The 19,658-nt window shown below is 59.3% G+C and carries 16 protein-coding genes; 14 read left to right on the top strand and 2 right to left on the bottom strand.

Annotated features, from left to right (window positions below):
* Nucleotides 1-152: 152 nt before the first annotated feature.
* The 14 genes from PMW67_RS04190 to PMW67_RS04125 all read left to right on the top strand — a co-directional run bounded on the left by PMW67_RS04190 (nucleotide 153) and on the right by PMW67_RS04125 (nucleotide 17,306).
* Nucleotides 153-1,163 carry a LacI family DNA-binding transcriptional regulator gene (locus PMW67_RS04190; RefSeq protein ID WP_055252157.1) on the top strand — a complete coding sequence of 337 codons (1,011 nt, stop codon included), beginning with the start codon at nucleotides 153-155 and terminating at the stop codon, nucleotides 1,161-1,163.
* Between the two features lie 257 nt (nucleotides 1,164-1,420).
* Nucleotides 1,421-2,821: an L-fucose/L-arabinose isomerase family protein gene (locus tag PMW67_RS04185; protein ID WP_271738830.1), complete on the top strand. Its 1,401-nt coding sequence runs from the start codon at nucleotides 1,421-1,423 to the stop codon at nucleotides 2,819-2,821.
* 2 nt (nucleotides 2,822-2,823) lie between these two features.
* Nucleotides 2,824-3,660: a transketolase gene (locus PMW67_RS04180; RefSeq protein ID WP_197736868.1), complete on the top strand. Its 837-nt coding sequence runs from the start codon at nucleotides 2,824-2,826 to the stop codon at nucleotides 3,658-3,660.
* Nucleotides 3,653-4,594: a transketolase family protein gene (locus PMW67_RS04175; protein ID WP_117769781.1), complete on the top strand. Its 942-nt coding sequence runs from the start codon at nucleotides 3,653-3,655 to the stop codon at nucleotides 4,592-4,594. The genes PMW67_RS04180 and PMW67_RS04175 overlap by 8 nt, the downstream gene beginning before the upstream one ends.
* 142 nt (nucleotides 4,595-4,736) lie before the next feature.
* Entirely contained in the window at nucleotides 4,737-6,227 is a 1,491-nt protein-coding gene (locus PMW67_RS04170; protein WP_117839927.1) for an FGGY family carbohydrate kinase, read from the top strand.
* A gap of 135 nt (nucleotides 6,228-6,362) precedes the next feature.
* Entirely contained in the window at nucleotides 6,363-6,851 is a 489-nt protein-coding gene (locus PMW67_RS04165; RefSeq protein WP_117770240.1) for an S-ribosylhomocysteine lyase, read from the top strand.
* A gap of 200 nt (nucleotides 6,852-7,051) precedes the next feature.
* On the top strand, nucleotides 7,052-7,891 hold the full coding sequence (locus PMW67_RS04160) for a PRD domain-containing protein (protein ID WP_117646431.1): 840 nt from the start codon (nucleotides 7,052-7,054) through the stop codon (nucleotides 7,889-7,891).
* Nucleotides 7,892-7,959: 68 nt separating this feature from the next.
* On the top strand, nucleotides 7,960-9,330 hold the full coding sequence (locus PMW67_RS04155; protein WP_158550168.1) for a PTS transporter subunit EIIC: 1,371 nt from the start codon (nucleotides 7,960-7,962) through the stop codon (nucleotides 9,328-9,330).
* Nucleotides 9,331-9,435: 105 nt separating this feature from the next.
* Nucleotides 9,436-10,416 carry an alpha/beta hydrolase gene (locus PMW67_RS04150; RefSeq protein ID WP_117778711.1) on the top strand — a complete coding sequence of 327 codons (981 nt, stop codon included), beginning with the start codon at nucleotides 9,436-9,438 and terminating at the stop codon, nucleotides 10,414-10,416.
* A 123-nt stretch (nucleotides 10,417-10,539) separates the two neighbouring features.
* The gene (locus PMW67_RS04145; protein WP_118934712.1) at nucleotides 10,540-11,184 is read left to right on the top strand and encodes a DUF4867 family protein; all 645 of its coding nucleotides are present in this window, start codon (nucleotides 10,540-10,542) and stop codon (nucleotides 11,182-11,184) included.
* Between the two features lie 343 nt (nucleotides 11,185-11,527).
* A complete protein-coding gene (locus tag PMW67_RS04140; protein ID WP_271738829.1) occupies nucleotides 11,528-12,958 on the top strand; it encodes a 6-phospho-beta-glucosidase in 1,431 nt (476 codons plus the stop codon).
* Nucleotides 12,959-13,390: 432 nt separating this feature from the next.
* A complete protein-coding gene (locus tag PMW67_RS04135) occupies nucleotides 13,391-15,190 on the top strand; it encodes a histidine kinase N-terminal 7TM domain-containing protein (protein WP_271738828.1) in 1,800 nt (599 codons plus the stop codon).
* The gene (locus tag PMW67_RS04130) at nucleotides 15,187-16,686 is read left to right on the top strand and encodes a sensor histidine kinase (protein WP_271738827.1); all 1,500 of its coding nucleotides are present in this window, start codon (nucleotides 15,187-15,189) and stop codon (nucleotides 16,684-16,686) included. The genes PMW67_RS04135 and PMW67_RS04130 overlap by 4 nt, the downstream gene beginning before the upstream one ends.
* Nucleotides 16,683-17,306 (top strand): response regulator transcription factor, encoded by a 624-nt coding sequence (locus tag PMW67_RS04125; protein ID WP_271738826.1) that lies wholly within the window; start codon nucleotides 16,683-16,685, stop codon nucleotides 17,304-17,306. Before PMW67_RS04130 ends, PMW67_RS04125 begins: the two co-directional genes overlap by 4 nt.
* Nucleotides 17,307-17,499: 193 nt before the next feature.
* Here PMW67_RS04125 and PMW67_RS04120 read toward each other — a convergent pair whose 3' ends face one another.
* Together PMW67_RS04120 and PMW67_RS04115 are read right to left on the bottom strand one after the other, a co-directional pair.
* Nucleotides 17,500-18,342, bottom strand: a complete 843-nt coding sequence (locus PMW67_RS04120) for a hypothetical protein (RefSeq protein ID WP_271738825.1) — start codon at nucleotides 18,340-18,342, stop codon at nucleotides 17,500-17,502.
* An 80-nt stretch (nucleotides 18,343-18,422) separates the two neighbouring features.
* Nucleotides 18,423-19,658: an SPFH domain-containing protein gene (locus PMW67_RS04115; RefSeq protein WP_271738824.1), complete on the bottom strand. Its 1,236-nt coding sequence runs from the start codon at nucleotides 19,656-19,658 to the stop codon at nucleotides 18,423-18,425.

Genomic DNA, 19,658 nt, shown 5'->3' with positions numbered 1-19,658 from the left:
GGGGAATAGTCGCGTCGCTTCGCTTGACAACAGGCTAAACTAGCTATTAAACATTTACTATTCTGTTTAGATTGAATTTGCGGTCGTTTAGTTGTCGAGTCACGGGGCGGTCAGGCCACGATGCTCGACCGCGACCGCTACTAGGGGGAACAATGGCCAAAGCAAGTGTTCGCGAAATCAGCCGCATCACCGGTTTTTCGCCTGCGACCGTGTCCAACGCGCTTAACCGCAAGCGCAGCGTGAGCGAGGAGACCGCCAAGGTCATCCTGGAGTGCGCGCAGTCGCTCGGCTATCAGCAGTCGACGCAGCTCGAGAGCATCCAGTTTGTGCTCGCGCGCAAGACGGGCGCCATCCTGGACGAGAGCACCTTCCACCCCGCGGTCATCGAGGGCGTGGAGCGCCAGGCGCGTCGCCACGGCATGAGCACGAGCTTTGTCTCGCTCGACTTTAGCGACCTGGACGCCGTGCGCCCGCAGGTCGAGGGCCTGATCGCCGACCCGTCGGCCGCCATCGTGCTGATGGGTACCGAGCTGGGTGAGGAAGACTATGCCTTGTTCGCCAACGCTGCCGCCCACTTGATCGTGCTCGATGGCTGGAGCGATCGTCAGTACTTCGATGCCGTAGTCATTGCCAACACCGACTCGGTGCTGCGCGCCGTGGACTACCTTATCGAGAAGGGTCACAAGCAAATCGGCTATCTGGCAGGCGACCTTCGCATCCGCAACTTTAAGGATCGCGAGCGCGGCTATCGCCAAGCGCTTGAGGATGCGGACCTTGAGGCCAACCCGACATGGCGCGTCACATTGGGCACCACGCTCGAAGGTGCTTATCGCGACATGGGCGCATGGCTCGACAGCGTCTCGCGCGACGACCTGCCGACGGCTTTCTTTGCCGAAAACGACGTGCTCGCCGTAGGCGCCATGCGCGCGCTGAACGAGCACGGCATACGTGTCCCCGAGGATGTCTCAATCATCGGCTTTGACGATCTGTCTTTGGGCGCCTTCTCCAATCCGCCGCTCACCACGGTGCACGTTCCCAAGCACGAGGTGGGCGAGATCGCGGTGCGCCGCCTGGTGGGCAACATCCGCAATCCCAAGAGCTATACCTGCAAGACGGCCGTGTCGACCTATTTTGTCGAGCGCCAAAGCGTGCGTGAGATCTAGGCAAAGGCAACGCTGGGCCGTAGGGAGGCAAAGCTCGCTAAGGCAGCCATACATAACGCTACTAAGAGAGGGTCCTTTGGGCCCTCTTTTTGATGCCCTTGTATGTTCAGTTTGTTTACATACCGTTTAGGCTGATTTCTCTACCGTCTACGGGTATTTCGCGTTAAACTTCTAAACAGTAGAGTAAAACATTTAGTAAACAGAACAAAACGAAACATGCGTCTGTTTACTGAACATGTGATTAGGGGAGGACGTACATGGACAAGATCAAGCTCGGCTTTGTGCCCACGCGCCGCAGTATCTTTAGCGCGCCGGACGCAATCAAGTATCGCGGCCTGACGGCTGATCGCCTGCGCGAGATCGGCGTCGACATCGTGGATATCGACGACATCAATGAAGAGGGCCTGCTGTTCGACGACAGCCATATCGCGCCTATCGTCGAGAAGTTCCGCGCCGAGGGCGTCGACGGCATCATGCTCTGCCACGCCAACTTTGGTACCGAGTATGTCTGCGCCCGCCTTGCCCGCGAGCTCGGCTTGCCCGTGCTGCTGTGGGGTCCGCGCGACGAGCGCCCCGAGCCCGACGGCACCCGTCTGCGCGATAGCCAGTGCGGCCTGTTCGCCACCGGCAAGGTCCTGCGTCGCTTCCAGGTTCCCTTCACCTACATGACCAACTGCCGTCTGACCGATCCCGAGTTCGAGCGCGGTGTCTGGGACTTTTTGGCCGTGTGCAACGTGGTCAAGACTTTCAAGCACACTCGCATCCTGCAGATGGCCACCCGTCCGTTCGATTTCTGGTCGACCATGTGCAACGAGGGCGAGCTGCTCGAGAAGTTCAACATCCAGCTTTCGCCCATCCCCATGACCGAGCTTGTCCAGGCCGTGCGCGACGCCCAGGCTGACGAGCAGGCCATGGCAACCATGCTCGCCCACATTGGTGACAGCTTTGAGATCTGCATCCCCGAAGACAAGGTTCCTGCGGTCGCAGGACTCGCCATTGCCATGAAGCGCCTGGTCGAGAAGTACGGCTGCAACGCCGGCGCCATCCAGTGCTGGAACGCCCTGCAGGACGAGTTGGGCATTATGCCCTGCGCCGCCAACGCAATCCTCAACGAGATGGGCATCCCCATCGTCTGCGAGACCGACATCCATGGCGCTATCACCGCGCTGATGGTCGAGGCCGCCGACCTGGGCCGTCACCGCGGCATGTTCGCCGACTGGACCGTGCGTCATCCCGATAACGAGAACGGCGAGCTGCTGCAGCACTGCGGCCCCTGGCCCTGCAGCTGCGCGGCCGTCAAGCCCAAGCTCACCTATCCGCTGGCCTTCGATCACCCCGGCGCGCTGACGGCCGAGGCCAAGCACGGCGACCTCACCCTTGCCCGCTTTGACGGCGACAACGGCGAGTACTCGCTGCTGCTGGGCAACGCCCGCGGCATCGACGGCCCGGCCGGCATGGGCACCTACCTGTGGGTCGAGGTCGACAACCTCAAGCGCCTCGAGGCCAAGATCGTCGAGGGCCCCTACATCCACCACTGCGTCGCCATTCACGCCAACGTGGTGCCGGTGCTCTACGAGGCGTGCAAGTACATCGGCATTGTCCCCGACCTGTACGACCCCATCGAAGAAGACGTCAAAGCTTACCTGCGAGGAGAGTAGAAATGGCAACTATCGAAGAGCTTGAGTCCCTGCGTTGGGACCTTCGACGCGATTGCGTCGATATCATCATGGCTGGCGCTGGCGGGCACATCGGCGGCGACATGTCGGTCATCGATGCGCTGATGACCCTCTATGCCAACCACCTCAACATTTCTCCCGAGACCGTCGACGATCCCAACCGCGATCGCTTCGTACTCTCCAAGGGCCACGCCATGGAGGCCTACTACGCGGTGCTCTGCCACGAGGGCTATCTGGACCTCGACGACGTCAAGGCCCGCTTCTCTAAGTTCGGCAGCCCCTACATCGGCCACCCCAACAACAAGCTCAAGGGCATCGAGATGAACTCGGGCTCGCTGGGTCATGGCCTGCCCGTGGCCGTCGGGATGGCGCTTGCCGGCAAGATGGATGGCCGCGACTACCGCGTCTACACCATCATGGGCGACGGCGAGCTTGCCGAGGGCTCGGTCTGGGAGGGCGCCATGAGCGGCGGCAACTACCAGCTCGATAACCTGTGCGCGCTCGTGGACCGCAACCGCCTGCAGATCAGCGGCAGCACCGAGGACGTCATGAAGCAGGATTCGCAGGAGGAGCGCTGGGCCGCCTTCGGTTGGAACGTGCTGTCCATTCCGGGCAACGACGTCCAGGCCATCGACGCCGCGCTGACGCTGGCCGCCGAGACCAAGGGTAAGCCCACGGTCATCATCCTCAACACAGTGAAGGGCTACGGCTCGCCGGTTATGGAGGACAAGGCCGCCTGGCATCATCACCTGCCCAACGATGAGGAATATGCCCAGATCATCGCCGATTTCGCTGCCCATAAGGAGGCCATCAATGGCTAACAAGATCGCCAACCGCAAGGCTATCTGCGACACGCTGCTCGAGGCCGCCGCAACCGATAAAGACATCGTCGTCCTGTGCTCCGACTCCCGCGGCTCTGCATCGCTCACGCCGTTCTTTGACCAGTATCCCCAGCAGTCCGTTGAGGTCGGCATTGCCGAGCAGGACCTGGTGAGCATCGCCGCCGGCATGGCCTCGTGCGGCAAGAAGGCCTGGGCCGCCTCGCCGGCGTCCTTTGTGACCACGCGCTCGTATGAGCAGTGCAAGGTCGACGTTTCGTACTCCAACACCAACGTTAAGCTCATCGGCATCTCGGGCGGCGTGTCCTACGGCGCCTTAGGCATGAGCCATCACTCCGCGCAGGATATCGCCGCCATGAGCGCGATTCCCAACATGCGCGTGTATCTGCCGAGCGATCGCTTCCAGACCGCCGAGCTCGTGCGTGCCCTGGTCGCCGACAACAAGCCGGCCTACATCCGCGTGGGCCGCAACCCGGTGGAGGACGTGTACACTGAGGACGAGTGCCCGTTCCAGATGGATCGCGCCACCTGGGTGCGCCGCGGCACCGATGTGACGATCGTCGCTACCGGTGAGATGGTCCGCCACGCCGTGGACGCCGCCGATCTGCTGGCCGAGCAGGGCATCTCGGCGACGGTGCTCGATATGTACTGCGTCAAACCGCTCGATGCCGAGGCCGTGATCGAGGCCGCCGGTGCCACGCGCGCCGTCGTGACCGTCGAGGAGCACAGTCCCTTCGGCGGCCTGGGTTCCATGGTCGCGCAGGTCGTGGGTGAGCACTGCCCGCGTCCGGTCAAGTGCCTCTCCCTGCCCGATGCGCCGGTCATCACCGGCACGAGCCCCGAGGTCTTCGCGCACTACGGCCTGACGGGCGAGGGAATCGCCAAGACGGTCGCCGAGGTCCTTCCCGCAGAGTAATTGGTGCATCGGGGACAGGTTTGCACCAATCCTTTTAGGTTGAATTCTGAGCAGGCCGGCTGCGCTCTCATGAGCCGGTCGGCCACTCGCTCCTTGTCCGTCGGGTTTTAGTTTTGAATCGACGGGGGAGACAGGAGAGTACATGAGCAAATACATCATCGGAATCGATCAGTCCACACAGGGTACTAAGGCGCTGCTGGTGGACGAGGGCGGCCATCTGATCCATCGCGCCGACCGCTCACATCGCCAGATTGTCAACGAGGCCGGCTGGGTGAGCCACGACCCGGCCGAGATCGCCGCCAACGTGCTGGCTGTGGCACGCACCGTGGTGGAGGAGACCGGGGTCGATCCGGCAGACATCGCCGGCGTTGGCATTTCCAACCAGCGCGAGACCACCGTTGCCTGGAGCCGCACGACGGGCGAGCCGCTGTGCGATGCCGTGGTGTGGCAGTGCGCCCGCGCCCGCGAGCTGTGCGACGAGCTGGCTGCGCGCGAAGGCGTGGCCGAGCTGGTGCGTGACACGACGGGTCTGGTGCTCTCGCCCTACTATCCGGCGGGCAAGATGGCCTGGATCCTCGCGAACGTTCCCGCGGCTGCCGAGGCCGCGGCGGCGGGTGAGCTGTGCCTGGGCACCATCGATGCCTGGGTGGTCTGGACGCTCACGGGCGGCGCGGAGTTCCGCTGCGACTGGTCCAATGCCAGCCGCACGCAGCTTTTTGACCTGCGCCGTGGCTGCTGGAGCGAGCCGGTGTGCGAGGCCTTTGGTGTCAATCCGGCGTGCCTGCCGCAGGTGACCGATTCCGATGGCCTGTTCGGTACAACGGACCTGGGCGGCTTTTTGCCGGCGCCCGTGCCCATCCACGGCGTGCTCGGCGACAGCCATGCCGCCTTGTTTGCCCAGGGCTGCCATAGCCGCGGCATGGCCAAGGCGACCTATGGCACCGGCAGCTCGGTCATGATGAACGTCGGCGACGAGTTTGTCGCCAGCTCGCACGGGCTTTCGAGCTCGCTTGCGTGGCGTATGGACGGTGTGACCGAGTATGTTCTCGAGGGCAACGTGAGCTACGCCGGCGCCGTCAAGACGTGGCTGCGCGACGACCTGGAGCTCATCAACAATCCCGAGGAAGTCACCGACCTGTGCTACGCCGCCAATCCGGCGAGCCGCGTCTACTTTGTGCCGGCGTTCACTGGCCTGGGCGCGCCGCACTGGGCGAGCGATGCCGAGGGCTGCGTCTTTGGCATGACGCGCACCACGGGCCGTGCGGAGTTCGTAAAGGCCGCCGACGAGTCGATCGCCTATCAGATCTTCGACGTGATCGATGCGATGGTCGAGGATTCGGGCGCGGCACTGGCCGAGCTTCGTGTTGACGGCGGTCCCACGCGCGACGCGTACCTGATGCAGTTTGAGAGCGACCTGGTCGGCTCGCCCATCCGCATTGCGAGCAACGACGAGATGAGCGGTCTGGGTGCGGCTTGGGCCTGCGGCATTGCGCTGGGCATGTACACGCGCGATGTCGTTGACGTCTACGGCGCCCGCGGCATCGTGGAGCCTGCCATGCCTGCCGACGAGCGAGCCAAAAAGATCGCCGGCTGGCGTCACGCCGTCGACGCGACCATCGCCTACACTGCCTAGGCGGCTGCGCGGCGCCCGCAGGCTATTCCCGGGTAGCTCATTTGGGACGGGGCTTTTTTGACTGGTATGATTGGTGCGATCATTCGAACCAGCTAAAAGAGCCCCGTCCTAAATTGACTACCGAGAGGAACTGCCATGGAGCGTATCGCGAGTTTTTCCGTTGACCATCTGCTGCTCGAGCCCGGCGTGTATGTGAGCCGCATCGACCGCGATCCGGCGACCGGCGCCGCCGTCACCACCTTTGATCTGCGCCTGACCACGCCCAACAAGGAGCCGGTCATGAACACGGCCGAGTGCCACACCATCGAGCACCTGGGCGCGACGTTCCTTCGCAACCATGCCGAGTGGTCGAGCCGCATTGTCTACTTTGGTCCCATGGGCTGCCGCACGGGCTTTTACCTCGTCGTGTTTGGCGAGGTGACGAGCGAGGAGATCCTGCCGCTCGTGCGTGAGCTGTTCGAGTTTGTCGCCGGCTTTGAGGGCGATGTCCCCGGTGCCGCTCCCGAGGAGTGCGGTAACTATCTGGACCAGAACCTCCCCATGGCAAACTGGCTCGCGCGTCGCTATCTCGACCGCGACCTGGCCGATATCGATGAGAAGCACCTGCATTATCAGCAGGCATAGGGCCGCCCTCTGCCTCCAAACCGTTCACACGGAGATATCGACCGTTTAACTGTTTAGAAGTGTTTATTCGAGGTCATTAGCACTAGCTCGCTTAAACTAGTCCTCAGAGTGATATTCAGGCAAGGCTCCTGAAGCAGCATCTGTCGACATTGATTGTCGGATTCTGCTTCGGGAGCCTTGTTCTGTTTAGGGGGGGACACATGGAAATTGTTAAACGAATTAATACCAGCGCTGTCCTCTGCGTCGATGGAAATGGCAGACAGTTGGTTGCATTCGGCCGTGGTCTGGGGTTTAAGAATGTCGGAGACGAGGTCCCTCTTTCGGAGATTCAACGAACGTTTTATAACGTTAGCTCTCGCTACATCGCTCTCGTTGACGAGGTCCCCGACGAGCTTCTCGAGCTTACCTCGGATGTTATTGATATGTCGACAGGTTTGCTGTCTTATGAGGTGAGCCCTAATTTGCCGTTTATCCTTGCGGACCATATCGCGTATGCGGTTAAGCGCAAAGAGCAAAATATCGTTGTCCGCATGCCTTTATCGTTTGATGTCCGCCAACAATATCCCGTCGAATTTAGAATCGGCGAGTATGCACTTAAGATAATCAGGAAACGTCTTAACGTTAGGCTTCCAGCTCATGAGGCAGTTGGAATTGCCATGGCGTTTATCAATAACATGGCCGATTCGGACTCATGCGAAGTAGTTAAAGAGTTTAGCGCGGATATCTACGATCGTGTTCTGGAGGAGTCAACCGTTGCTGTTGAAAATCGGCTTGGCATTCAAGTTGATCGGGAAGGTTTCGATTACGCAAGGTTCGCAACCCATCTTCAGTACTTATTCAATAGGTTGAACTCTGGCGAAAGCATCGTGAGCGACAACCGCAAGATGTACCTCTCGCTCAAAAAAGAATATCCGGTGGCATCAATGTGCGCCGATGATATTGCTTCTGTTCTCAGCCGACTGACGGGGCGGGAACTTATAGACGAAGAAAGACTCTACCTCATGATGCACATCAATCGAATTGCATCGAAAACAAGGTAATTAGTTGGCAAAGGCGCGCGCTTTGCTGATGGTTACATATAAAACTCAACATGGGAGAAATGGTATTTATGGCAGATACAACCAAGCTCGCTGCCGAGATTCTCGAGATGGTGGGCGGCGCAGACAACGTTACATTTGTAGCTCACTGCATGACTCGTTTAAGGTTCAACCTTAAGGACGAAAGCATCGTAGACGATGCAAAAGTCAAGGCGATTGATGGCGTGATCGACATTCGCCATTCCGCGGGGCAATATCAGGTGATTGTGGGACCTAAGGTCGATAAGGTCTATGAAGTCGTTGCCAAGGAAACCGGGATTGATGCCGGAGATTCCGAGGCAAGCGAAGGAGAGACTAAGGGCTTTCTGGGAAAGCTAATGAAGCTCATCAGCGGCATCATGATGCCCGTTCTTCCTGCCTTGATCGCATGCGGAATGATAAACGCCGTCCTTAGTATTCTGACGACGGCGGGTGCTGTTTCCGCCGAGAGCGGAATATACACTCTGCTGTACGGCATGGGAAATGCCTGCATGTATTTTCTGCCCGTTCTTGTCGGATCATCTGCTGCTCAGTTCTTTGGAACCGATCGATATATCGGTGCGGTACTCGGTGCAATCCTGATTTATCCGACTTTCGTTGCTGCGGCCGGAGCGGGCGATGCGCTGGATTTGCTCGGCATGAAGTTCACAATGGTGAGCTATTCCTCCACGGTGTTTCCTGCTATCGTGGCGGCTTGGTTCGCATCCGTTCTTAATAAGTGGCTGCGGGCGGTTCTTCCCGATGTTGTGGCATTTGCGCTCGTCCCGTTCCTGACGGTTGCTGTTGCCGCCCCCGTCTCGCTCCTTGTGATCGGCCCCGTTATTCAGCAGGCGAGCTCTTTGCTTGCGACTGCAGTGCTGGCGGTCTATCAGTTCAGCCCCGTCCTTTGCGGCGTTATTCTCGGGCCGATATTCGGTCTCGTTATGATCCCCCTTGGACTCCATTGGGCCCTGATCGTGCTTTCCATCAACAATATTATGACCGTCGGCTCCGATCCTATCCTTGGACTTCTCTGCTGCAGCATGGGTGTTGTCGGCGCTTGTTTGGCGTTTGCCCTCCGCTCGAAGGACCCGAGTGAAAAGAGTCTTGGGTTCAGCTGTGCCATTACGGGCTTTTTCGGGATTACGGAACCGGCGCTGTACGGCATCATCTTGGAGCACAAGAAGATCATTATCGCTTCCATGGTCGCCGGAGCAATCAGTGCTGTTATCCCGGCGATTTTCAACACCTGTACGTTCGTTATGACGTCGAGCGGCATTTTTAGCTTCCCCGGTTATATGGATCCTTCTGGTGATATGAGCAGCCTCATCGGCGCAATTCTTTGCAATGTCGTCGGTTTAATTCTTAACTTCGTTCTCGTTTACATCCTGTATCGCCCTGATGAAGAGGCAGTAGTGGAGTAGACAATTATTTGGGATGTAAGCTGCCGAAAACCCCGCGGCAGATTGCATGTGGTGGGCTTGCCGTTGATTCACGCGAGCCCACCCTCATTTTTGGAGTGACTAGCTATGACAATTACAGCCGATATGACGTTTGGCGAAATCGCGCTCCTTCCTGAGTTCGCTGGCTTTGGCGAGCACCTTATGCTTTGCCGGCCTTCAACTTGGGAGCGCATGTGGAATAAACCCATCGTGTCTCATATGAATTCTGATGCTAATCCATATGAAACTACTCGCGTTTTGCGTGGATTGAATCGGATTGTCGAGCTCGTGGATGACGGGAGGCAAGTTGCCTACGATATATGGGATGAAGCCGACTGCATCCGTGATCCGACTCGACGCAACACGAAACTGTTCTTCTTTCCCGGGAGACCCGGGGCTCCCTTTATCATTGCGGTTTCGGGCGGAGGTTATCAGAGCGTTTGTCATCAAATGGAAGGCTTTCCCGTTGCCCCCGAGCTCAACGATGCGGGCTATAACGTGTTCGTGCTGTCATACAGGGTGAGGGTCGAGCCTTTGATGCCGCGTCCAATCGACGATTTAAATCGAGCTGTCCGTTTTGTCTTCGAGAATTCAGCGAAATTTAATGTCGCAAAAAGTTATGCAGTTATCGGCTTTTCTGCTGGTGCGCATTTAACTGCCGAGTGGGGGACGGACAACAAGGGATTTGCGTCCTACGGATGCGAGGCACCCAAAGCCTTGGTCCTGTGTTATGCACCGATTGATCTTCGTGGCTTTGAGAACGCATCAGACAATAGATTTCTTGATTCGGTGTGCGGCGGGGCTGGTCGCGACTCGCTCGATGATTTCTGTATTAATCAGCATGTGTGGGAGCAGTATCCTCCGACATATCTTTGGCAATGCGCTGACGATGATATTGTATCGCCCGACAATTATGAAAAGATGGTCGATGCTCTGGATGCAGCTGGAGTACACCATGAGGGAGTCATGTATTCAGAAGGGGGGCACGCATTGATGAAGCCCCATGCGCCGGAGACCGACTACTGGTGTATGAGCGTTATTGAGTTTCTTAAAGATTATCTCGACTAGGAAGCTGCATGTCGCTTTTTGAGCGGGTGATTTCGTCATGCAATGTTTTCGGTATTGATCGTGGTCGTGGATGAATGATGTTCTAGAATGTTCATACTGTCACATAAACGAACAGGAGCGAACATGCATATCTACTCTGTATCAGATCCCGAGTTCAAATCCTATGGTCGCGTGTGGGACGACGTGCCGTCCAACCTGACCGCCCCGCTTGTCGAGGCGCTTGCGGCTACTCCCATTCCCGAGGGCACCAAGTACGTGGCCTCCGCACCCGAGCTCGAGCAGGTTGAGGGTGTCGACACGCTCGGCCTGCTCATGTACGGCGGCCGTCCGTTCCAGCCGGGCTGGTGCAACGGCCACAACACGCGCCTCAACTGTCTGGAGTATCACCGTGCCAGTGAGTTTAATTTGGGTGCGCGCGACTTTATTCTGCTGCTGGCCAAGCGCGAGCAAATTGTCGACGGCAAGCTCGACACCGCTCAGGTCAAGGCCTTTCGCGCGCCCGCCGGCACGCTCGTCGAGGTTTACGCCACCACGCTTCACTACACGCCCTGCATGGTCGACGACGGCGGCTTTCAGGTGATGGTGGCGCTGCCGGCGGGCACCAACGGCCCGCGCCCCGAGGCTGCAGCCGACATGCCTGCCGCCGGTGACAGCTACTGCTACTGGAAGGCCGACAAGTGGGTCCTCTGCCACGCCGACAGCCCCAAGGCGGCCGAGGGCGGCTACGTGGGCCTCGTCGGCAAGAACCTCGACATCGCCTGTGACTAGCATCTTCCGTCTCGATTTGTAACATCTAGCGGGCTAAATCGTCTCTACCTGTTACAGATTTAGACAAACTGCGGGGGCTGCCCGAAAATCTCGATCTGTAACACCAAGCCCGGTTTTGGCTGCCTACCTGTTACAGATCGAGACAAACCGCCCCAAACCACCACAAAGGTGCCTGTCCCCTTTGTGGTGGTTTGGGGCGGCGGTATCAGAAAGTGTCAGGCAGGGGCGGCTGCCGGGCCGCCGTGTGCGAAAAGAAGTGTCGACCTGCGTCGTTGCCGTTGAGTAGCGCGCTGCTTACGGGGATACTGAAACCACGACAAACAGCGTGTGAAAGGATCGATGCATGGCTTTCCGTAAAGACTTCCTGTGGGGCGGCGCAACGGCTGCCAACCAGTGCGAGGGCGCTTACGACGTGGATGGCCGCGGCCTGGCCAACGTGGACGTGGCGCCGCACGGCCCTGAGCGCTATGCGGTGGTCTCCGGCCAGCGCAAGATGCTCGACTTCGAGGACGGCTATTACTACCCCGCGCAGACCGGCATCGATTTCTATCACCACTACAAGGAGGACATCGCCCTCTTTGCCGAGATGGGCTTTAAGACCTTCCGCATGAGCCTGGCCTGGACCCGCATCTTCCCCAACGGCGACGAGACTGAGCCCAACGAGGCCGGCCTGGCCTTCTACGAGGACGTGTTCCGCGAGTGTCAGGCGCACGGCATTGAGCCGCTCGTGACCATCACGCACTTCGACTGCCCGATTCACCTCATCAAGGAGTACGGCGGCTGGCGCAACCGCAAGCTCATCGACTTCTACAAGAACCTCGCGACCACGATCTTCACCCGCTACAAGGGCCTGGTAAAGTACTGGCTTACCTTCAACGAGATCAATATGATCCTGCACCTGCCGTTTATGGGTGCCGGTCTGGTCTTTGAGGAGGGCGAGAACAAGGAGGCCGTCGAGTACCTGGCCGCCCACAACGAGCTCGTCGCCAGCGCTTGGGCAACCAAGATCGCTCACGAGATCGACCCTGAGGTCAAGATCGGTTGCATGCTTGCCGCAGGTAGCTACTACCCCTACAGCTGCCGTCCGGGCGATGTGCGCCAGGCGCAGATTGACAACCAGAGCAACTATTTCTTCGTCGACGTTCAGAGCCGCGGCTACTACCCGGCCTATGCCGTCAAGAAGCTCGAGCGTCTGGGCATCGATGTGGGCATGACGGATGAGGACCGCGAGATCCTGGCCGCCAACACCGTCGACTTCATCAGCTTTAGCTATTACAGCACCCGTTGCTCCGCCGGTGCCGATAACCCCGATGTCGAGCGCACCCAGGGCAACGCCTTCGCCGGCGCCAAGAACCCCTACCTGCAGGAGAGCCAGTGGGGCTGGGCCATCGATCCGCTGGGCTTCCGCATCACCCTCAACGACCTGTACGACCGTTATCAGAAGCCGCTGTTTGTGGTCGAGAACGGTCTGGGCGCCAAGGATGTTGTCGAGGAGGATGGCTCCATCAACGACGACTACCGTATCGACTACCTGCGCCAGCATATCGCCGCGATGCGCGATGCGGTGACCGAGGACGGCGTTGACCTGCTGGGCTACACCACCTGGGGCCCAATCGACCTGGTGTCTGCCGGCACGGGCGAGATGTCCAAGCGCTACGGCTTTATCTATGTCGACCGCGATGATGCGGGCAACGGCACCCTCAAGCGTTCCAAAAAGAAGAGCTTCGACTGGTACAAGCATGTCATTGAAACGAATGGTGAGGATCTGTCCTAAGGAAGCCGAGACACTCAACTTCAGAGTTTCCTAACCAAAACGCCCGGCGAGCAGTTAATGCCCGCCGGGCGTTTTGTTAAAAGAAGTGAAAGCACTCATTGGGGACGTACTTAAATGAGTGCCCGCAGAATGAGAGTGGATAATCTCCCGTTTTTAGCCTGTTTGTGGGCTCAAAGTGGGAGATTATCCACTCTCGCCATTTGGGCGTCCAAAAATCCTCGCTCGTTTTGTCTTAGTCATTGGGGACGTTCTTAAACGACTAGTCGCTGGGGACACCCTTTGCCGTCGGCGGATTTTGGGACATGTGGCCCGCTTTTTGGGCCCGCCTGTCGGTACACTAAAAGCACTATGGGTACCCGCGAGCGACATATCGGCCACGCGACCGCCCGATCCGCGCCCGTGGCGGATCTTAGGGGCGGCAGGCTCTTCGCCATGCCGCGATTCCTTGTTGGCATATCGCATGGCGTGTATCGCCACCGCGTCTTTGTTATCGCCGGCGCCATTACCGCGCTGTTCCTTATGCTTTTGGCAGTCTTGCCGGCACTGTTCGCCTCCGACCCCAAGCTTTCCAACACCGTGCCCGCCTATAGCGAGGTGTCCGAAGAGGTCGTGGATGCGCTCGTCCACTCGAGCTCTCTCCCGCTGCTTGTCGCCGCAATTGCATTTTCAATCTGGGGTGTGTTGGCGTACCTACGCTGCTTGGACTACGTCTTGCGCCGCCGCCTTGTTGCCATCGCCGCCATTTGTGCCCTGTGGATGATCGAGGTCATCCTCAAATATAAGTCGTTCACGCCGTTCTATGCCACCGTGCTGTGGTACCTGTACTACGTGCCCATGACGCTCATTCCGCTGATCTACCAGCTGTGCGGTCTGCGCCTCGCGGGTTTGGAACAGCATCGTATGGGGCGTCGGTACCGCACCGTTTTGTGGGTCATGGCTGTCCTGCTTATCGGCTTTGTGCTTACTAACGATGTTCATCAGCAGGTCTTCCATTTCGATCGATCGAGTGGAACCTGGAGCAACGATTACACATATGGTTGGGGCTACGGTACCGTTCTGGTATGGACAGCCTTTAACTTCGTTGCCTTTTTTATCTTGGTAGGACGGTCCTCGTCTTTTCGTATTCAGCGTTTCTCGGGCACGGCCGCGCTTGTCCTATTGGGCGGCGCGTTCTTTGCCATTTCATATGCGCTGCGTGTGCCCTGGGCATGGAGGCTTAATTTTTCACTTGTCTACTGCGTCCTGTGCGTGGTGGCGATGGAAATCTGTCTCGATTGCGGTGTCATTCCGTCGTATCACGACATCGCCGGCATCTTCGACACCTTGCCGCTCGACCTCAAAGTTCTAACGCGCGAACTGCAGGAAGTCTATGCCACGCCAGTGTCAAAGCCAATGCCGGTAGGCGTGCGCGAGGAGTTGCGGACCCAGGAGCACGGCCGCGCCCACGCCTTTGCCGTGGCGTCCGATCCCGATGTGATGTACCGTGCCTTTCCACTGCTGGGCGGATCAGCCCTGCTTGCCCAAGACGTGTCGGAACTCAACGAGCTCAATCGCGAACTGGCGCAGCGTCGCATGGAGCTGCAGCGCCAAAACGAACTGCTCACGGCCGACTACGACCTTAAGACGCATTTGGCAGATCAAGAGGCCGAGACCCTGCTGGTCCAAGACGTGGACCAGGCGCTTGCCCGCGCACTCGAAGAGATGTACGACCTGCTGAGCTCGCTGCCGCCGTTGACCGACGAGGCGTCTTCGCACGAGCGTTACCGCATGCTGCAGCGCGCCAAGATGCTCGTCGCCTATTGCAAGCGCAAGGGGTCGCTCACGCTGGCGCAGCACGGGGAGAGCGGCTTTGACCGCGACCGCATTCAACTCATTGCCAACGAGCTCGCAAGCGACCTGCGCACCATCGATATCGATTGCGCCTCGATTATCGCCATACGGCGCCCGATGCACGCTAGTACGGTAAGCGCCCTGTACGACTGCGTGTATGACTTTGCGTTTTTTGCCTACACCGCCGACCATCCGGCGCTTATGTATCACTTGGGCGACCATGACCGATGCAGTGTCGAGCTGCGCGCCACGCTTTTTTCCAACGATGATGCAGATCTTTCGCAGACGCCCGCTGCGCAAGAGCTCGAAAGCGCTCTGCAAGGGCGCAACGTGGCATATCGCCTTGAGGGCGAGCCCGGCCAGCTGCGCATGATCGTCTTGATGCCGAGGGCGGGTGAGTGACGATGCAGATTTCGCTCATCCTTCCCCAAATCGTTGCGCTCGATGTTGTCTTTGCCCTGGCTGCGTGTCTGCAGACGATCCACGTCCCGCTCATCGCGTCGCGCCGCTCGCCCTATGACCGTAAGGTGATTTGCGCCTACGAGGCGAGCCTTGTGCTTCACCTGATGATTTCAGCGCTCATCTTATTCGCGTCGTCTGGCTCGTATCTGGTGGCGCCGCTTGACGTTTGCGCCAGGGCAACGGGCGGAGCGTTGTGGCTCAATGCCGCGATCTTTGCCTATGGCGTGGTACTTATGGTGCACTATCGTCGCCCCGTCATGCTGGTCGAGCTGCTGCTTGTTGTCGCCGTTACACCACCGGTGGTTTTTGCCATGGGCTCGGCGTGGACCGTTGTCCTTATCGCAGAGGGAGCGTTCTTCCTGTTCCGTTCCATCGCGGCGCTCTTGATGGACGTCCGTAACCGCCAGGAGGATATCACCATGTTCTCGACGATCGAGACCATCAACGTGATTCCCGTGGGCATCCTGTATCTAGACCCGAGGGGCCGTCCGCTGCTCATGAACCGCTGCATGCGCAAAAACCTGGTGGAGCTTCATATGCCCACCGACCTGGGCGACATGAGCAGCACATGGAACGACCTGCGCAAACTCAGCATGCAAATGCCCGAAAGCAGTAGGAACCGTGTGCGGATTAACTTGGACCGTTTTGGTGAGCCTCGCGCGGTGATCGAGATTTCTCCCGTCGAGATTCGCCTATTTGTGCACGACGAGGTTATGGTTTCGGGCCGCCTCTTTGAGCGCATTATCGGGCTGGATGTGACGGAGTATGCGCATGCCCACGACCGCCTGGCGCAAGCCAATCACCTGCTTGAGCTTGCGGGCAAAGAACTCCAGGCCCAGATCGAAGAAGTCAAAAAAGTTGCCGACAATGCGGCCTACCTGCGCATGCGTGCCCGCGTGCACGACGTGATCGGGCAGCGCCTGTCCATCCTCCATCGCTATTTGGAGGAGGGGCGCCTGGACGACGAGTCGCTCGAGCAGATTGACCCATTGCTGCGCTCGATCGCCGCCGACCTGCGCAGTGGTGGTGCCAGTGAGCCTGCAGAGCAGCTGGGTGATATCGCCCACGCTTTTGGCCTGGTGAGCGTGCAGATCGATGTTGAGGGTGTGCTGCCTGAGGACGCGCGTGTCGCCGCCGCATTTTTGCAGATTATCCGCGAGGCCTCGACCAATGCCACCAAGCATGCGCAGGCGCATCGGGTCCATGTGCGCCTGTGGCAGGAGGGGACGGATGCTGACGGCATCGCGCACATGACGATTTCTAACGACGGGTCCCCGGCCCCCGTATCGTATCGCGAGGGAACGGGTATCCCAGGTATGAGGCATGTCGCGCAAGATCTGGGTGGCAGACTAGAGGTCCATACCGCCCAGCCCTTTACGCTTGCGGTGTCCATCCCGTTGAGCTCCAACGCCACGGTCCAAAGGAGAATTTCATGATCCGCGTCCTTATAGTCGAAGACCAGGCCATCCTGCGCGAGAGCCTGGCGCGCTCCGTTGGCGACCAGCCCGATATGACCGTCGTCGCCGCGCTCGCCGATGCCTCCGAGGCCTTGGGTGTCGCGCTCAAGGAGCGCCCGGACATGATACTGATGGACGTGTGCACCGAGCATGATTCCAACGGCATCGTGGCGGCGGCGCGCATCAAGGAGCAGCTGCCCGAGTGTCGCATCATTATCATGACCGGCATGCCCGAGATCACCTTTGTCGATCAGGCCCGCGAGGCGGGCGTCGATAGCTTTGTGTACAAGAACGTCGGTATCGACGAGCTGTTCGCCGTGATGCGCTCCACGCTGGCGGGCTATTGCACGTTTCCCAAGCCGCCCGAAAGCATTTTTTCGGGCACGGCAGCCCTCGACGATGTCGAGCTGTCGATTTTGCGCCTTGCCTGCGAGGGCAAGAGCCGTCGCGAGATTGCGGCCGAGCTGTTTATGAGTGAGGGCACCATCAAGCGCCGCATTTCGGAGATCCTGAGCAAGACCGGCTACGACAACATCATGCGTCTTGCCGTGCATGCGGTGACCGAAGGCAGCATCGTTCCCAACATGGAACGCCCGTAATCGACGCGCTCATCCGTGTTCTGGCGCCGTAAAGATAGACCGCCTGCCGTTTCGCATCTAAAAACGGCGGGCGGCCTGCTTGTATGGGCAGTGCTGTCGGCATAAAGCAGCGGGGCCGCAGGATTATCTCCTGCGGCCCCGCTTGACATGTGCGCGGATGTGTCCGCCAATCCGCGGCTGATGTTACGTGCCGTTACGCGATGGTTGCGGTGTAAGAGGCGACGTCCTCGTAGGAATCGGTCAGGTAGGCGTCGATGCCGATGGTCGTATTGACCAGGTCGTCAAGGCTATCGAGCGTGCCGTTCGAGAACGTGAATTCCTCAGTGGCGTTGGTGCCGGGCATCAGGTGAGCCGAGAACCAAGGTTCCTTCATGGTGCCGTTGACGTTGGTCTTGCCGGAAGGAGCGTAGAAGGTCAGGTCCTTGTCGCTCTTGTTGGTGATGTTGACGACAAAACCGATGTCGCCCCACTCGTCCTTGAACTTCTCGGTGATGGTGATGGTGCACAGGTCGTCATCGGCAACGGTGACGGCGGGGGAGATTTCAATCTTCTGGACGTCGTCGTCTTCGACGGCCTCGTCGATCTCTTTTTCCTTCTCGGCCGCCTCGCGATCCTTCTTCACCGTGCCGGACAGATCCTTGTCGGACTTGGTAAAGACAAGATTGCCGTCATCCTCTTCGAGGATGAGCTTGCCGTCCTTGAGCTTCATGTCATGCGACTCGTCTTCGGCGGTGATGGTTACGGTGGTGGCGTCCTTTGCCTCCCATTTAAGGTCGACGACTTCAAGGAACAGGTCGAGGGCACCTGTACCGTCCTCATCGAGAATCAGGACGCAGTGGACACCCCAATCCTCGAGCATCTTCATGTACTCATCGGTCAGCTCTTCGCCCTCCATGGTTCCACCCGAGAGTTCCCAGCTGCCGACGAAGTTGGCCTTGGGGTCTTTGCCGCCGCCGCTGCAGCCCGTCAGGGCAAAGGCGAGCGCAAGGACGCATGTCAGAAATGCGAGTACGGATTTTTTGAACGTTGTCTTCATGGTGTCCTCCTTTATCGAACGAAACCCATAGAAGCAAATGCGGGGGTGGCGGATCCCCCGCCAATTACCAGATAGAGGGGCTAGGGCCTGGGCGTTCCGCAGTTGCTGCAGAACTTGCCGCCGTTTTCGCTACCGCAGTTGGGGCAGAACCACTTTGCCGGTGCCGGGTCGGGTGCGGGACTGCCGCACTCGGAGCAGAACTTGCCGGTGTTGGTGGCGCCGCAGCTGCAGGTCCATGTGCCGGTCGCAGGTGCGGCGGCAGGAGCCGGGGCGGGTGCCGGAGCCGGCTGCGGGGCGGCCTGCTGCTGTGCCTGGCCGGCGGCGAACAGCTGGCTGGCGTTCATGCCGCCCATGCCGCCTGCCATGCCCATGCCCATAAAGCCGGCCATCGCGCCGTTGGGGTTGGCAGCCGCCGCGCGCATCGCGTCGCTCTGGGCGCTGGCGATGTTGGCGGCCGCCATAGTGGGATCGCGCATGACGGCGGCCTTCTGCAGGTCCTTGATCATCTGCTCGTCCTCTTGCGAGGCAGCGATGGAGTTGACGCCAAAGCTCACAATCTCGACGCCGCGCAGGTCGCGCCAGTCGGCGGAGAGAACCTCGTTGAGCGCGCGGGCGAGCTCGGTGGTGTGGCCGGGGATGGCGCTGTAGCGAATGCCCATCTCCGAGATCTTGGCAAAGGCGGGCTGCAGGGCGGTGAGCAGCTCGGACTTAAGCTGGCTGTCGATCTTGTCGCGCGTGTAGCTGTCGGTTACGTTGCCGCACACGTTGGTGTAGAACAGCAGCGGGTTGGTGATGCGGTACGAATACTCGCCGTTGCAACGCACGGAGATGTCGACGTCCAGGCCAATGTTGTTGTCGACCACGCGGAAGGGCACGGGCGAGGCGGTGCCGTACTTGTTGCCGATGATCTCCTTGGTGTTGATGAAGTAGACGCGCTGGTCCTTGCCCGCGTCGCCGCCAAAGGTAAAGCGGCTGCCGATGTTGGCAAACGTCTCCTTGATGGAGTCGCCCAGGTTGCCACTGAAGACGCTCGGCTCGCTGCCGGTATCGAAGACAAACTCGCCGGGCTCCAGCGCAACCTCGATGATCTTGCCGTTTTGCACCACGAGCATGCCCTGGCCGTCGTTAACGGCGATGACGGAGCCGTTGGAGATAACGTTGTCCTCGCCGCGCGTGTTGGAGCTGCGACCGCCGGTGCGTTTGCTGCCCTTGCAGGCCAAGACGTCAGCAGGCATCGATTCGCAATAGATAAATTCCTTCCACTGGTCGGCCATGACGCCGCCGGCAGCACCCAATCCAGCTTTCAAGAGTCCCAT

Origin of the sequence: Collinsella aerofaciens, from assembly GCF_028209395.1 — a bacterium.
Classification (GTDB): domain Bacteria; phylum Actinomycetota; class Coriobacteriia; order Coriobacteriales; family Coriobacteriaceae; genus Collinsella; species Collinsella aerofaciens_AZ.
This window is presented reverse-complemented; position numbering and strand designations above follow the sequence as displayed.